Here is a 15,506-nt window from a genome sequence, read left to right as displayed (position 1 = left end):
CTCACCCACAAAATTACGGATAGGCTCAACCGCTCCGTTAGGGATGAGTGATCGGCGAACCGTGAACTGCATCGACTGCCCAGCAGAGACTCAATAACGCCCAAATAATCACGCTGGTGTGTGAGATGGTCAGGCCTCAATCGTGCTTAACAATGTCAAAGCATGGTAAACATGCGTTCCACTACGTATCAACACCTGCCACAATGGAGCAACGGCCGATTCCTTCGCCCTTAAAATAATAGTCAGGTATTATTATGTTCTGTCATACTTCGAATCAGGCCTCTGTCATAATGTATCTAACCGCTGAAAAATCTCTGGGCCCTGGCAAATCATGAGCAGCATAGGCAAACGCCTCCGTACTGCGCGTATTCAACGCGGCCTCACGCAAGAGGCCCTTGCCAACTTGCTCGATCCGCCCCTGACTCAAGGCACCATTGCCCATATAGAGAACGGTCGTAGCGAAACCTCGCGCCATATCATCTGGCTTGCTCTCGTACTCGGGCTGCGGATCGAATGGCTTTTGACAGGCCAAGGGGAAATGTTTGAGGTTCAGTGGCCATGGACTACCCCAATGAGCGAGGTGGCCACGCTACCCCCACTCGTGCTTGAAGACATTGGCGACTATATACAAATGAAAGTCTCCAAGCATCAGGTGAAGACAGGCAACGATCCTGACACGGAAGTCTGAAGCCTGATCTCCTACCCTTGCCAGGACAAGAAAAAAACAACAAATTTTGCGCCACCACACACTCTCTCCCAACGGGCCAGAGTGCATCTTGTCGTGTCATTTCACATAACCATGGGCCATATTGGCAATAAATTCCATGACCATATGACTTTTAATTATTACTTGCGTATTGACCCCGCGCAATACATGCGTAATGATTACAACAACCCTGCTCTTTAACAACAAAACACCGATAAATACCGCGCCCTGTTCTCCGTGAACGGTGCGAGTGCGCGGCTACCCGTGTCGTCAGCTTCGTGCGGGGCGACAAGCACCTGGGTAGGAGTAAAGCAGGTGAAAAACCATTCCCCTTCCGGGCCGGTAGCGACTGGTGCTAACCGGAAGGCGTGAATGACGATCCGTTCACACGGACGCCGGCTCTGCCAAAGGCAGGCCACATTCGATGGATGGCGCGTAATCCGTCGATGACAGCGGCAAAGACCGCAGTTCCCAGCATCCCGACGAACCGCAGCAGCGGCAGCGGAGCCAGCGGCGGGCGCTGCCGGGAACGATCAAAGCACCCGGCCCCCATCGTGGCATCTTGGCGGGCAGGACTCAACGGCGCAGACAGCGCCGGCTTTGGAAAGCATCCTGGCACCCAGGGTGCTTCCCAAGGTCTAACGGAGGAACACATGAAGGAACAGGCAACACCCACTGTCTTCGGCCACCGGCCAGCCGGACAACAAGAACAACAAGCCGACGACGCGCTTCTCTATCGAATCCCTACCGCTGAGGCGAAGCTGGGTGTATCGCGCTCCACCATCTACCGGCTGGCCAAAGAAGGCCAGCTTGTCCTTATCAAGATAGGAAAACGCTCCAGCGGGATCACGGCAGAAAGCGTGCATGCGCTGATTGAACGCAATCAGGCAACAGCCAGCTGACCAACTTGAATCAAACTGAGTTCCCGCTCTGCCAAAGGATTGCTCATGACCACTCTCCAACCCACCACCCCGCAGGCAAGTGCTAATTACTCTGCCGACACGATGGTTCGAGTACCAGAAATCTGCCGTGACCCGAGAACAGGACGCCCCGGAATTCTGCCAATCAGTAGATCGACATGGTACGAATGGGTCAAACGAGGCTTAGTGCCTCCTGGCATCAAGATAGGCGGCCGAACCGTCGTTTGGCGACTTGCTGATATACAGGCCCTCGCCAGGGATCAGTCCGGAATCTGAGAGAGCTTATCCAGATAGTCCGCCAGAAACTGCAATGCTTGTTTACGCTCCTCAGCCAACTCCGCATGATTGTAGGCCGTTTCAACCTGCCCTCTGGGCGCGTGAGACAGGAGCAATTCCACCACCTCCGAACGGATGCCATGCTCGCGCAGCAAGGTAGCAGTTGTTCCGCGAATACCATGCGGAGAAAAGTCAGGCACACCAAAGTCCATGCGCTTGAAGAAATGGTTCAGACTGACGTCACTCATCGGCGCCACACGGCCACTCGCCGTGAAGATAGATGGAAAAACGTATTCCTGATGTCCTGTCATGGTATGCACAAGGCGCAGCAACTCCACCGCCTGACGCGACAGAAATACGCGATGGCGTTTGCGCATCTTCATGCGCTCAGCTGGGATATCCCAAATAGCAGCATCAAGGTCGTACTCACCCCAACGGCTGCGGATCAGCTCGCCTTTACGAACCATCGTATATACCAGCAGCTGCGTAGCTGCCTGAGTGGTGAAATGAGCGCCTTGGCGAGGAATCAAGCGCCAGAATCGGGCAAGCTCCGGTTCCAACAGGTGGCGATGATGGGTGCGCTTCGGCACTGACACCGCACCACGCACCATCAAGGCCGGGTTGGATTCAGCCTGCAGATTGCGAATCGCGTAATTGTAAATTCTCTGGATCAGGGATCGCACGCCTTCAGCAGTGGTAGGCGTCGGCCGCAGCTCATCCAGAATTTCAAGAATTTGCTTAGGCTGCACCGAGCTCAAGGGCATAGCGCCGATCTTGCCGAAAACATAGGACTCCAGCCAGCGCAATTGCTGAACACGATAAGCCGCTGAACGGTAAAACAGTGTTTCGTCCACCCATTGCCGGGCATACGCCTTAAACGTTGGCCCGGCGGGTTTGACACGCGTTCCGACAAAACCGGCAAATTCAAGTTCCTTGGGATCGCCGCCCTGCTCCACAGCAGCCTGCAAAGCCTCGTGAATCTGCCTGGCCTGCTTCAACGAAATAGCCGGATAGCGACCGATAGTGATTTTGTCGCGCCGGCCGCCAAAGTGATATTTATAGCGCCACACCTTCGTGCCAGAAGGCAGCACATCAATATGAAGGCCGCCGCCGTCGGTCAACACATAGGTTTTGTCTTTGGGTTTTGCCGCCTCAATGGCGGCTACACGGAGAGAATATGTGAATGTACGGGGCATGGGGCCATGTGAAAAAATTTTGGGGCCATATTACCACCTGTGGCACCAAACCATGGCCCCAAAACAAGTTGACCCATCTCGATCAACCCAGATTGATACGGACAGAAAAAAGCCCCATCCTCCTATGAGAACGGGGCTTTTCTGGACTTCAATGTATCAGATCAGAACCGATTACATGTTGTCGATCATCACCTGGCCAAAGCCCGAGCACGATACTTGCGTCGCGCCTTCGAGCAGGCGGGCGAAGTCGTAGGTGACCTTCTTGGACAGGATGGATTTTTCCATGCTGGAGATGATCAAGTCGGCTGCTTCGGTCCAGCCCATGTGGCGCAGCATCATCTCGGCGGACAGGATCTCGGAACCGGGGTTCACGTAATCTTTGCCAGCGTACTTGGGTGCGGTGCCGTGGGTGGCTTCGAACATGGCGACGGAGTCGGACAGGTTCGCGCCGGGGGCGATACCGATGCCGCCCACTTGCGCGGCCAGTGCGTCGGAGACGTAGTCGCCGTTCAGGTTGAGCGTTGCAATGACGTCGTATTCGGCCGGGCGCAGCAGGATCTGTTGCAGGAACGCGTCAGCGATCGAATCCTTGACCGTGATCTCGCGACCCGTCTTGGGATTCTTGAACTTGCACCACGGGCCGCCGTCGATGAGTTGGGCGCCGAATTCTTTCTGGGCCAGTTCGTAGCCCCAGTCGCGGAAGCCACCTTCGGTGAACTTCATGATGTTGCCCTTGTGCACCAGCGTGACCGAAGCGCGGTCGTTGTCGATGGCGTACTGGATGGCCTTGCGAACCAGGCGCTGCGTACCTTCGCGCGAAACAGGCTTGACACCGATGCCCGACGTTTCGGGGAAGCGAATCTTGGTAACGCCAAGTTCGTTGCGCAGGAAGTCGATGAGCTTCTTGGCGTTGGCGCTTTCGGCTTCGAATTCGATGCCGGCATAGATGTCTTCCGAGTTTTCACGGAAGATAACCATATTGGTTTTTTCGGGTTCGCGCACGGGTGAAGGCACACCCTTGAAATACTGGATCGGGCGCAGGCAGACATACAGGTCGAGCTGCTGGCGCAATGCGACGTTCAGCGAACGGATGCCGCCGCCGACGGGCGTGGTGAGCGGGCCCTTGATGGACACGACGTAATCCTTGACCGCTTCCAGGGTCTCGTCGGGCAGCCAGACGTCGGGGCCGTATACCTTGGTGGATTTTTCACCGGCGTACACTTCCATCCAGTGGATCTTGCGCTTGCCGTTGTAGGCTTTCTTCACCGCCGCGTCGACAACCTTGAGCATGACGGGGGTAATATCCGCGCCGGTGCCGTCGCCTTCGATGAAGGGAATAATAGGCTCATCCGGTACGTTCAGGGAAAAATCGGCGTTAACCGTAATCTTCTGACCCTCGCCGGGGACTTTGATGTGTTGATAGGACATGAATGCTCCAGTTGTGCTCCGCAGACGCGGCGCCTGCGGGATAAAAGTCTAGGTAACCAAAAACAGCAAGTCTTATATAAGAGTAGAAGAATAGTGTATCGTATTTCGGCTTGTGTTTTCAGCGGAATCGGGGGGTTGGGCAGCAAGGTTTGTTCCAGCACCGCTTATTCTATAAGGCTAAGAGGCTAAGCGCTCCGCAAACATGACGAGCATCGCCCTGATGTAAATATAGCCGCACCTGCAGCGGCGTCAGGTACAGCTAAAATATTGATTTCAAAAGCAAGGCAGCACAGTATTTCATGTTCAACCCCACCCGCGAACAAGTCAGGCAGTTTTTTACCGATGCTTGGCGCAAACACTGCGCCGCCGGTATCCTGACACCGCTCGAAACCATGGCTGTCGACCTGATCAGGCAGCACCCTGAATACCAGGCCGATCTCGAAAACCCCGAGCGTGTGCAAGCCGACTACTCCGTCGAAGAAGGCAAAACCAACCCCTTCCTTCACCTGTCCATGCACCTGGCTATCGACGAACAGTTGTCCATAGATCACCCGCCAGGCATCAAAAAAGCCTACCAGGAACTTGTCGCCACGCACGACCCCCACGACGCCGCACACATCATCATGGAAGCCTTGGGCGAAGTGGTATGGGAGGCCCAGCGGCTGGGACAGCCGCTGGATTCCGACAAATACATCGACCTCATCCGCCGCCGCGCCTCACGCCACTGAGCGGCGCGCACGTCGCCTGGCAGCGTAGCCAACATACGAGCATAACGCAGGCACCCGTGCACCCGCGCGAACGCGGGTGCACGGGTGCACAAACATACTTCTTACTTTTTACTTTTCGACTGCCAGCGGCGAAGGCTGGCTGGCGAGCCAGGCGGCCACGTTCTGGATGTCGGTCGGTGACAGCGAGGCCGCCATGGGTGCCATAATGGCATTTTTGCGAATATTGGCCGAGGCGGGCGCACCTTTTGCACCGCGCTGGTATGCCTTGAGAGCATGCTCGAGGTAGTCGCGATGCTGGCCTGCCAAGATGGGATAGGTAGCCATGATAGGCGTCTTGCCATCGGCGCCGTGGCATGCGGCACAGGTTTTTTCGTACGTGGCCTTGCCTGCGGCAAGGTCGGCGGCGGCGGCCGCGCCGCCCATGGCGAACAGTGCAGCACCCGCCAATGCGATAGTCAGCGATTTCATGAGTCTTCCTCCCCCTTATTTTTTCGCGAAGCCAGCGTAATACGCGGCCAGATCAGCCATGTCCTGGTCGGAGAGGCTTTTGGCGATGGCCTCCATGGTGGGGAAAGTACGCGCGCCGCTGGCATACTCCTTCAACGCCGCCACAATGTATTCAGCGTTTTGTCCGGCGATCATCGGCACGTGGTACACCTCGGGGAAACTGGCCTTGTAGCCTTCGATCCCATGGCAGCCAATGCACATGGAGATTTTGGACTTCGCAGCTTCGGCGTCGCCCTTGGGCGCCGCATCGGCAGCATGGGCAGACCCAAAGATTACACAGGAGGCCATCACGGCCAGCGCAGGCAAGGTGCGCTTCAGGGAATAAGGCGACTTCATGAGCTATTGTTTTGCGTGTAGATTAGATTGAAGTAAATTGATCTATGTCAATAGACCGCCTAAAAATGCCGATTGTACGATACTTGACCCACGTATCCCATTATGGTCTTTGCCTAGAAGCAACGCGCAACGAATCCCGCAGCATATCCTACGGAACCCATCATCATGTCAGCAGCCTCCGCAAACAACCCTAGCAACCAGGACAATCACCACCGCAACGAACGCTTTACCGGCACCGAACGCTATGTCGCCACCGAGGGCCTGAAGATGGCCGTCAATGCGGCGCTCGCGCTACAGCGCCCGCTGCTGATCAAAGGCGAACCAGGCACCGGCAAGACGATGCTCGCTGAAGAAGTAGCGGCATCCCTGGGCAGGCCGCTGCTGCAATGGCATATCAAGTCAACCACGAAGGCGCACCAGGGCCTGTACGAGTACGACGCCGTCTCACGGTTGCGCGATTCGCAGCTCGGTGATGAAAAGGTGCGCGACATCGGCAACTACATCGTTAAAGGTGTGCTGTGGCAGGCATTTGAATCGAACGCGCCGTCCGTTGTGCTGATTGACGAAGTCGACAAGGCTGATATCGAGTTCCCCAACGATCTGCTGCGTGAACTCGACCGCATGGAATTCCATGTATACGAAACCCGCCAAACCATCGCCGCGCGCCATCGGCCGCTGATCATCATCACCTCCAACAACGAAAAAGACTTGCCCGACGCATTCTTGCGCCGCTGTTTTTTTCATTACATCGACTTCCCCGACCGCGACACCATGCGCGATATCGTGGCTGTGCATTACCCTGGCATCCGCGAAGACGTACTGCGCGCCGCCATGGACACCTTCTTCGCCCTGCGCGATGCGCCCGGCCTGAAAAAGAAGCCCTCCACCTCTGAATTCCTTGACTGGCTGCGCCTGTTGATGGGTGAGTCGATCAGCGCCGACGCGATCGCCAGCACCAACGGCGATGTTCCGGTGATGGCTGGCGCGCTGCTCAAGAACGAGCAGGACATCACCCTGCTGCAGCGCCTGGCAGCCATGACGCGCGCCGGCCGGCGCTAACTGAGGGTACGCGATGCAAACCGTCAGGCAGTTTCACCACGCCCCGGCTCCAGTCACCCTGGCACGCGATGGCGTACGCCTTCTTCCGCTTGCCCGCGAGCATGCGCCAGCGCTGGAAGCGGCCGCCGCCGACGGCCAGCTCTGGACGCTGCGCGTCACGTCCGTGCCGGCCCCGGGCGACGCCGCGGCATACATCGAGCAGGCCCTGCAAGGCCAGGCAACCGGCACCATGCTCCCATTCGCGGTTATGGACGAGGACAGCGGCGCCATCATTGGCACCACCCGCTACCACGACATCGTGGCCTCGATCGCTCGCCTGGAGATCGGCTACACCTGGTATGCCCGCCACTGGCAACGCACCCATGTCAACACCACGTGCAAGCTGTTGCTGCTGCAACATGCCTTTGACACATTGGGCGCGGAGGTGGTCGGGTGGCGCACCGACAACTTCAACCACGCCTCGCAGCGCGCCATCGAACGCCTGGGCGCCCGGCGCGACGGCGTGATCCGCCATCATGCACTACGCCGCGACGGCACGGTGCGCGATACTGTGATGTATAGCCTGTTGGCCGGCGAATGGCCCGAAGTGCGCGCACACCTCGAATATCAGCTTGGGCGTCATCATGCTGCTTGATTTTTTCTACCACCTGCGCGCCCGCAAGCTGCCCGTTTCCGTGCAGGAGTACCTCACGCTACTCGAAGCGCTGCGCGCAGGCGTCATGCTTCCGTCCATCGACGATTTCTATCATCTTGCCCGTATGACGCTGGTCAAGGACGAAACCCTGTTCGACCGCTACGACCAGGCTTTCGGCGAGTTCTACGGAAAGCTGGAAGCCGCCCTGCCCGAAGGAAAAGAAATACCGCTGGACTGGCTGCTCAAGCAGTTTCAAAAAAACCTCACGCCCGAAGAAAAAGCGGCCATCGAAAAGCACGGCTGGGACAAGCTGATGGAACTGTTCCGCCAGCGGCTTGAAGAACAGAAAGAGCGCCATGCCGGCGGCAATAAATGGATAGGCACCGGCGGCTCTTCGCCCTTCGGGCATGGTGGCTACCATCCCGAGGGCATACGCATTGGCGGGCCGTCCGCGGGCAACCGCACCGCGATAAAAGTATGGGAAAAACGCGAATACCGCGACTATGACGATCAACAAACGCTGGGCACGCGCAATTTCAAGATGGCCCTGCGGCGCCTGCGTCGGTTCGCGCGCGAGGGCGCCGAGCTTGAACTCGACCTGGACGACACGATACGCAGCACAGCCCGCAACGCTGGCCTGCTCGACCTGCAGATGGTGCCAGAGCGCCACAACATGGTAAAGGTGCTGATGCTCCTGGATGTCGGCGGCAGCATGGACGACCACATTGCCCGCGTCGAAGAGCTGTTCTCAGCCGCGCGCAGCGAATTCCGGCACCTGGAAGTTTTTTACTTCCACAACTGCCCCTACGAATCACTGTGGCGCAACAACCGCCGCCGCAGCGCCGAACGCTTCGACACCTGGGACATCCTGCGCACCTACAACGACGACTGGCGCCTGATCATTGTGGGCGACGCCACCATGAGCCCCTACGAAATCCTGCAACCGGGCGGCTCAGTCGAGCATTACAACAAGGAATCGGGCGCGGCATGGCTGCAGCGCTTGCTGGATAACTGGCCCAAGGCGGTCTGGCTTAATCCCGAGCCCGCCGGATACTGGCAATACAGGCAGTCCATTTCCATTATCCAGAACCTCATGGGCAATCGCATGTACGGCGTCACCGTTAGCGGCCTCGAAGACGCCATGCGCGTGCTGTCTCGATAACACACCTATTGTTTCATGATGGGGCGCGCGCGCAGCCTCACGAAGCGGCGCGGCTATGGTAAAACGGGAGCACGCTTCTTACTCGGATATTGCGCATGTTCTCCTTCTCGGCACCTACGCTCGTCCGCGCCGCGGCACTTGCGATCATTGTCGTTCTGGCCGCACCAGTCCAGGCCAAAACAGGCACGCCTCCGACGGCGCCCGCCCCATCCGGGCAGAAGGCCAACGCAGCCCTTCCAGCGGGCGTCCAGCAGCTGCACACGGTCGAAGGGGTTACTGAATACAGCCTGCCCAATGGCCTGCGCGTGCTGCTGGCGCCTGATGCCTCCAAGCCCAGCACCACAGTGAACATGACCTACCTGGTAGGTGCCCGCCAGGAAAACTACGGGCAGACAGGTATGGCGCACCTGCTCGAACATATGCTTTTTCGCGGCACACCGACGCTGCGCAATGCACTGGCCGAGTTCTCTCGCCGCGGCCTGGCGGCCAATGGCTCCACGTCTGGCGACCGCACCAATTACTATGCCAGCTTCGCCTCCAACCCCGAAACGCTCAACTGGTATCTTGGCTGGCAGGCCGACGCCATGGTCAACTCGTTGATTGCGAAAGAAGACCTGGACGCCGAAATGACGGTGGTGCGCAACGAGATGGAGCGCGGCGAAAACAACCCGTTCCAGATCCTGCTGCAAAAGATGCAGGCCACGGCCTATCAGTGGCACAACTACGGCCACAGTACTATCGGCGCTCGCTCCGACGTTGAAAACGTAGACGTCGGCCAATTGCGCGCCTTCTACAAAAAATACTATCAACCGGATAATGCGATATTGATCGTGACCGGCCGGTTCGATGCCGCGGCGACCCTCAAGACCATCGCGACAGTGTTTGGCAAAATCCCTCGCCCCACCCGCACGTTGCCGCCCGAATACACGGTAGAGCCCATACAAGACGGCGAGCGCCTGGTAGCGCTGCGCCGCCACGGCGGCACGCCGTTGGTTGCAGCCCTGTACCATATCCCCGCAGCCGGCAGCCCCGACTACACGGCGCTCGACCTGGGCGTAAACATCATTGCCGACACACCATCAGGCCGGCTGTACCATGCGTTGGTGCGCGAAAACCTCGCGGCCAGCGTGTTCGGTTTTGCGTCCGATATGAAGCAGCCGGGGTATGCGTTGTTCGGCGCCGAACTCGAACCAGGCATGGACCAGGCCAAGGCATTGGCCACGCTTACGGCCACACTTGAATCGGTGGCCGAGAAGCCTTTTACACAAGAAGACCTCGATCGTATCCGCAACAAATGGCTCTCGAACTGGAACCAGCTCTATGCCAACCCCGCCAAGCTCGCCAGCGTCCTGTCCGAGACATCCGCAGACGGTGACTGGCGCCTGTTCTTCCTGCAGCGCGACCAGGTCGAGGATATGAAGCTGGAGACGGTTCAGCGCGTCACCCAAGCATACCTAGTGGCCAGCAATCGTACTGCCGGCGAATACATCCCCACCGATAAACCCGAGCGCGCACCGGCCTCCGCCCCACCCGATTTCCAGGCGTTGTTCAAGGGCTACACCGGCAAACAGACGGGCCCGGCCAAGGCGGCCTTCGAGGCCACGCCCGAGCATATCGATGCGGCCACAGATCGCCAGCCGCTGGTACTACCCAACGGCGAGGTCAAGCTGGCATTACTGCCCAAGCCTACACGCGGCGACCGTGTCGAGGCCAACCTCGAGCTGCATTTCGGCAACGCCGACAGCCTGAAAGGCCAACGCGAAGTCGCAGGCGCAGTTGCCGCGCTGCTCGACCAAGGCACCCCATCCCTGACTCGCCAACAGATTCAGGACAAATTCGACGCCCTGCAGGCGCAAGTCAGCTTCTCGGGTACCGGCGGCATTGTCTCGGTGAACATGTCCACCGTCAAAGCCCACCTTCCCGAGCTCGTTTCCGTGGTGTTGAACCTGCTGCGCGAGGCCGACTTCCCCAAGCAAGAGCTCATTGAATACCAGCGCCAAGCCAGCACAGCAATCAGCACGGCCATGTCCGAACCCAGCGCCCTGGCTTCCCGCGCCCTGGCGCGGCACGACAACCCCTGGGCGCCCGACGATGTCCGCTATACCCCCACCTTCGAAGAAGAGCGCAACCAGATTGCCGCGCTTACCCGCCAGCGACTGCAAAGCTTCCACAGCACCTTCTACGGCGCGGGCAATATCGAGTTCTCAGCCGTCGGCGCTTTCGAGCCTGACGCTATCCGCGAGGCGCTGACCAAGGGCCTGAAAGGCTGGCAGAAAGCCCCAGCCTACACCCGCCTTGACAACCCCTACCACGCGGTGCCCGCGGAGCGTTTCCATATCAACACACCAGACAAAGCCAATGCCTTCTACTTGGCCAAGATGCCCGTAAAGCTACAGGATACCGATCCGGACTTCCCAGCGCTTTACCTTGCAAACTACCTGCTCGGCTCGTCCGAAACGTCGCGTCTGTGGGAACGCATCCGCGTCAAGGAAGGCCTTTCCTACGACGTGCGCAGCCAATTGACTGCATCTTCGTTCGAGCCCTCGGGTAGTTGGGTTATTTACGCCATCCTCGCACCGCAGAACAGCAGGCAAGTCACCACGGCTGTCAACGAAGAGTTGCAGCGCTTGCTCGACCAAGGGTTCACAGACGACGAGGTCAAAGAAGGCGTGCGAGCGCTGCTCAACTATCGCAAGCTCGCCCGCGCCAATGATGCCACCCTATCGGCGGTGTGGCTCAATTACCTCGAGCTTGGGCGCACCTTCCAGTGGTCTGCTGATATCGACAAAGCCCTGCTGTCCCTCACGGCAAAACAAGTCAACGATACGATACGGCGCTGGCTGCAACCCAACGCATTCAGCGTGGCGCTGGCGGCAGATGCCTCCAAGCAGGGCGAAAAGGCGCCTCCTGTGCCGGCCGAGCCTGGGCGGGCCCCCGAACCTGCGCCTGGCCCCGCGCCCGCGGCCGCTCCCACGCCGGGGCCAACGGCCCCGCCCGCGCCAACCGGCACCGCCCAACCTTCCGCTGCCAAATAACAGCGGGCGTCATACATTTACAGGCGGGCCACCCCAAGCAGTTCAGTCCCGCCTGTCGCTGTCCACACTACCCGCATGCGGCATCGGCGATCACCAGGGCCGCTAAAGCCAAATACCACGCGCTGGGCGGTATGAAGCAAGCCAAGGGGCAAGAAACAAGGCAGGCTGCAAGCAAGACTACGCACGTCAAAAGGCCGCGCTCATTGGCGCGGCCTTTTGCATACAGCAGATAACGCATTACTTCTCAACGCCCCCTAAGCCCGGCAATCCCGGGCCAGGTTTTTCTCAGGCGAAGAAATCCTTCACCCTGTCCTTCCAGGACTTGCTGCCAGGCGAGTGCTTGTCGCCGCCCTGTTCCAACGATGTCTCGAACTGGCGCAACAGCTTTTTCTGGTCTTCGGACAGCCTGACCGGTGTCTCGACGGAAACATGGCAATAGAGATCGCCCGGATAGCTGCCACGCACCCCCTTGATACCCTTGCCGCGCAGGCGGAACGTCTTGCCCGACTGCGTGCCCTCGGGGATCGTGATTGCCCCTTTGCCAGCCAGCGTAGGCACCTCAAGCTCACCACCGAGCGCCGCGGTAGTGAACGGTATCGTCAACTCGCAATGCAGATCGTCACCGTCCCGCTGGAAAATAGCATGTCGCTTGATGTGGATCTCGACATAGAGATCCCCCGGTGGCCCGCCGTTCAGACCCGGTTCGCCATTGCCGCTGGAGCGGATGCGCATGCCGTCGTCAATGCCAGCCGGGATCTTGACCTGCAGCGTTTTGTTTTTGCGTACACGGCCCACGCCATCGCATGCATTGCAAGGATCCGTGATCTCTTTGCCCGTACCGTGGCAGGTGGGGCATGTTTGCTGCACGCTAAAAAAGCCTTGCTGCATACGAACCGCGCCCGAACCACCGCAGGTATGGCAGGTTTTGGGCTGAGTACCGGGCTTGGCGCCCGAACCGTGACAGACCTCACAGTTTTCCCAACTGGGCACACGGATCTCGGTATCGAAACCATGCGCTGCCTGTTCCAGAGAAATATCGAGCGAGTATTTGAGATCGGCGCCGCGATATACCTGCGGCCCGCCGCCACGGCGGCCTCCACCGAAGATTTCGCCAAAAATATCGCCGAAAGCATCCGCGAACCCAGCACCGCCCATGCCGGCGCCCATGCCTGCATTGGGGTCAACGCCCGCATGGCCGAAGCGGTCATAGGCCCCGCGCTTTTCCTCATCGGACAGCATCTCGTAGGCTTCTTTGGCCTCTTTGAATTTCTCTTCCGCCTCTTTGCTGCCCGGGTTGCGGTCCGGGTGATACTTCATTGCGAGCTTGCGGTAGGCTTTCTTGAGTTCGTCATCGGAGGCGTTCTTTGCCACCCCGAGGACTTCGTAATAATCGCGTTTTGCCATGAGTCGTGCTTGTGTCTAGGGCGTTGCCGGGCCTGTGGAACAGCCCGCCCGCGCTGCGGTATGTCGCCGCGCTTCGTCGGAACAAGAATGCCCGATTTCCGGCGCAATGCCAGAAACCGGGCCCGAAAACCGCTAATTGCCGGCTTTCTTACTGGTCGCGCTTGACTTCTTTGAAGTCCGCATCAACCACATCGTCGTCAGCGGGCTTGGCCTGCTCCGGCGCAGCCTGCTGCGCCGCCGCCTGAGCCTGCATATCGGCATACATCTTCTCGCCCAGCTTCTGCGCCGCGTTCGTCAGCGCCTCGACCTTGGCATCGATAGCCGCCTTGTCACCGTCCTTCAACGTCGCTTCGAGGTCTTTCAGGGCGTTTTCGATGGCTTCCTTCTCGGACGCCTCCAGCTTGTCGCCGTGCTCTTCCAGCGACTTGCGGGTGGAGTGCATCAGTGCGTCGGCCTGGTTGCGCGTAAGCGCCAGTTCGGCCAGACGGTGGTCTTCCTCGGCGTTCGCCTCGGCGTCCTTCACCATGCGCTCGATCTCGTCGTCGGTCAGCCCGGAGTTCGCCTTGATAGTGATCTTGTTTTCTTTGCCCGTACCCTTGTCTTTGGCGGACACGTGCAGGATGCCGTTGGCGTCGATGTCGAACGTGACTTCGATCTGGGGCACGCCGCGGCCTGCAGGGGGAATGCCTTCGAGGTTGAACTCACCCAGGCCCTTGTTGCCGGCGGCGATTTCACGCTCGCCCTGGAACACCTTGATGGTCACTGCAGGCTGGTTGTCGTCGGCCGTGGAGAACACTTGCGAGAACCGGGTAGGGATCGTGGTGTTCTTCTGGATCATCTTGGTCATCACGCCGCCCAGGGTTTCGATACCCAGGGAAAGCGGGGTGACGTCGAGCAGCAGGACGTCTTTGCGTTCGCCGGACAGCACAGAACCCTGGATCGCGGCACCCGCGGCAACTGCTTCGTCGGGGTTGATGTCTTTACGCGGATCGCGGCCGAAGAACTCCTTGACCTTTTCCTGCACCTTGGGCATGCGGGTCATCCCGCCGACCAGGATTACATCGTCGATCTCGGAAACCTTGACGCCCGCATCCTTGATGGCGATGCGGCAGGGCTCGATGGTGCGCTCGATCAGTTCCTCGACCAGCGCTTCCAGCTTGGCGCGCGTGATCTTGAGGTTCAGGTGCTTCGGACCGGATGCATCGGCCGTGATGTACGGCAGGTTGATCTCGGTCTGCTGCGTGGACGAGAGTTCGATCTTGGCTTTCTCGGCGGCTTCTTTCAGGCGCTGCAGGGCCAGTACGTCTTTCGACAGGTCGACGCCGCTTTCCTTCTTGAATTCGGCAATGATGTAGTCGATGATGCGCTGGTCGAAGTCTTCGCCACCCAGGAAAGTGTCGCCGTTGGTCGACAGCACCTCGAATTGCTTCTCGCCGTCTACGTCGGCGATCTCGATGATGGAAACGTCGAACGTGCCGCCGCCGAGGTCATACACCACGATCTTGCGGTCGCCCTTCTCGGATTTATCGAGGCCGAAGGCCAGTGCAGCAGCCGTGGGCTCGTTGATAATGCGCTTGACGTCCAGGCCCGCGATGCGGCCGGCGTCTTTGGTGGCCTGGCGCTGGCTGTCGTTGAAGTAGGCGGGTACGGTGATGACCGCCTCGGTGACTTCTTCACCCAGGTAGTCTTCCGCCGTTTTCTTCATCTTGCGCAGCACGTCGGCAGACACCTGCGGAGGCGCGAGCTTCTTGCCTTGCGCTTCAACCCAGGCGTCGCCATTGTCGGCCTTGATGATGCTATAGGGCATCAGGTGGATGTCTTTTTGCACCGCTTTCTCGTCGAACTTGCGGCCGATCAGGCGCTTGACGGCGAACAGCGTGTTCTTGGGGTTGGTGACCGCCTGGCGCTTGGCGGGCGCGCCAACGAGGATTTCGCCGTCCTGCATGTAGGCGACGATGGAAGGCGTAGTACGCGCACCTTCGGCGTTTTCGATGATCTTGACGTTGCCGCCGTCCATGATGGCGACACAGCTGTTGGTGGTGCCAAGGTCAATACCAATAATCTTGCCCATAGTGATGTAACCTTAAAAAATATTCTTGATTCGTTAAAACCCTG

Annotated in this window: 14 protein-coding genes; 8 read left to right on the top strand and 6 right to left on the bottom strand. The window is 58.9% G+C overall.

Annotation, left to right across the window (positions count from 1 at the left end; translation table 11 throughout):
• Positions 1 to 331 precede the first annotated feature (331 nt).
• The 3 genes from LOL23_RS11395 (at position 332) to LOL23_RS11385 (ending at position 1,902) form a co-directional block, all read left to right on the top strand.
• Positions 332 to 688, top strand: coding sequence for a helix-turn-helix domain-containing protein (locus LOL23_RS11395; protein WP_160981256.1), 357 nt, complete (start codon positions 332 to 334; stop codon positions 686 to 688).
• A 671-nt stretch (positions 689 to 1,359) separates the two neighbouring features.
• On the top strand, positions 1,360 to 1,608 hold the full coding sequence (locus tag LOL23_RS11390; RefSeq protein ID WP_160981258.1) for a helix-turn-helix transcriptional regulator: 249 nt from the start codon (positions 1,360 to 1,362) through the stop codon (positions 1,606 to 1,608).
• A gap of 45 nt (positions 1,609 to 1,653) precedes the next feature.
• Positions 1,654 to 1,902, top strand: coding sequence for a helix-turn-helix transcriptional regulator (locus LOL23_RS11385; RefSeq protein WP_160981260.1), 249 nt, complete (start codon positions 1,654 to 1,656; stop codon positions 1,900 to 1,902).
• On the opposite strand, the gene LOL23_RS11380 is transcribed toward LOL23_RS11385, so the two are convergent.
• Both LOL23_RS11380 and icd read right to left on the bottom strand, forming a co-directional pair.
• The gene (locus LOL23_RS11380) at positions 1,887 to 3,098 is read right to left on the bottom strand and encodes a tyrosine-type recombinase/integrase (protein ID WP_160981262.1); all 1,212 of its coding nucleotides are present in this window, start codon (positions 3,096 to 3,098) and stop codon (positions 1,887 to 1,889) included. The genes LOL23_RS11385 and LOL23_RS11380 overlap by 16 nt on opposite strands.
• A gap of 171 nt (positions 3,099 to 3,269) precedes the next feature.
• Positions 3,270 to 4,526 (bottom strand): NADP-dependent isocitrate dehydrogenase, encoded by a 1,257-nt coding sequence (icd, locus tag LOL23_RS11375; protein ID WP_160981264.1) that lies wholly within the window; start codon positions 4,524 to 4,526, stop codon positions 3,270 to 3,272.
• Between the two features lie 299 nt (positions 4,527 to 4,825).
• Between icd and LOL23_RS11370 the strand changes: the two genes are divergently transcribed.
• On the top strand, positions 4,826 to 5,254 hold the full coding sequence (locus LOL23_RS11370) for a DUF1841 family protein (protein ID WP_160981266.1): 429 nt from the start codon (positions 4,826 to 4,828) through the stop codon (positions 5,252 to 5,254).
• A 108-nt stretch (positions 5,255 to 5,362) separates the two neighbouring features.
• Here the strand turns inward: LOL23_RS11370 and LOL23_RS11365 are convergent, their stop codons facing one another.
• Positions 5,363 to 5,722, bottom strand: a complete 360-nt coding sequence (locus LOL23_RS11365) for a c-type cytochrome (protein WP_160981268.1) — start codon at positions 5,720 to 5,722, stop codon at positions 5,363 to 5,365.
• A gap of 15 nt (positions 5,723 to 5,737) precedes the next feature.
• Positions 5,738 to 6,097: a c-type cytochrome gene (locus LOL23_RS11360; protein ID WP_160981270.1), complete on the bottom strand. Its 360-nt coding sequence runs from the start codon at positions 6,095 to 6,097 to the stop codon at positions 5,738 to 5,740.
• A 165-nt stretch (positions 6,098 to 6,262) separates the two neighbouring features.
• Here LOL23_RS11360 and LOL23_RS11355 point away from each other — a divergent pair, with 165 nt between their 5' ends.
• From LOL23_RS11355 to LOL23_RS11340, 4 genes are all read left to right on the top strand, one after another.
• Positions 6,263 to 7,156 (top strand): AAA family ATPase, encoded by an 894-nt coding sequence (locus LOL23_RS11355; protein ID WP_160981272.1) that lies wholly within the window; start codon positions 6,263 to 6,265, stop codon positions 7,154 to 7,156.
• 13 nt (positions 7,157 to 7,169) lie between these two features.
• A complete protein-coding gene (locus LOL23_RS11350) occupies positions 7,170 to 7,790 on the top strand; it encodes a GNAT family N-acetyltransferase (RefSeq protein ID WP_160981274.1) in 621 nt (206 codons plus the stop codon).
• Positions 7,780 to 8,952, top strand: a complete 1,173-nt coding sequence (locus LOL23_RS11345) for a vWA domain-containing protein (RefSeq protein WP_160981277.1) — start codon at positions 7,780 to 7,782, stop codon at positions 8,950 to 8,952. The genes LOL23_RS11350 and LOL23_RS11345 overlap by 11 nt, the downstream gene beginning before the upstream one ends.
• A 95-nt stretch (positions 8,953 to 9,047) precedes the next feature.
• Entirely contained in the window at positions 9,048 to 11,987 is a 2,940-nt protein-coding gene (locus LOL23_RS11340; protein WP_160981279.1) for a M16 family metallopeptidase, read from the top strand.
• 285 nt (positions 11,988 to 12,272) lie between these two features.
• Here LOL23_RS11340 and dnaJ read toward each other — a convergent pair whose 3' ends face one another.
• Positions 12,273 to 13,391: a molecular chaperone DnaJ gene (gene dnaJ, locus LOL23_RS11335; RefSeq protein WP_160981281.1), complete on the bottom strand. Its 1,119-nt coding sequence runs from the start codon at positions 13,389 to 13,391 to the stop codon at positions 12,273 to 12,275.
• Between the two features lie 148 nt (positions 13,392 to 13,539).
• On the bottom strand, positions 13,540 to 15,462 hold the full coding sequence (gene dnaK / locus LOL23_RS11330; protein ID WP_160981283.1) for a molecular chaperone DnaK: 1,923 nt from the start codon (positions 15,460 to 15,462) through the stop codon (positions 13,540 to 13,542).
• Positions 15,463 to 15,506 lie beyond the last annotated feature (44 nt).

Source organism: Paracandidimonas lactea, from assembly GCF_021653995.1.
GTDB lineage: Bacteria > Pseudomonadota > Gammaproteobacteria > Burkholderiales > Burkholderiaceae_B > Allopusillimonas > Allopusillimonas lactea.
This window is presented reverse-complemented; position numbering and strand designations above follow the sequence as displayed.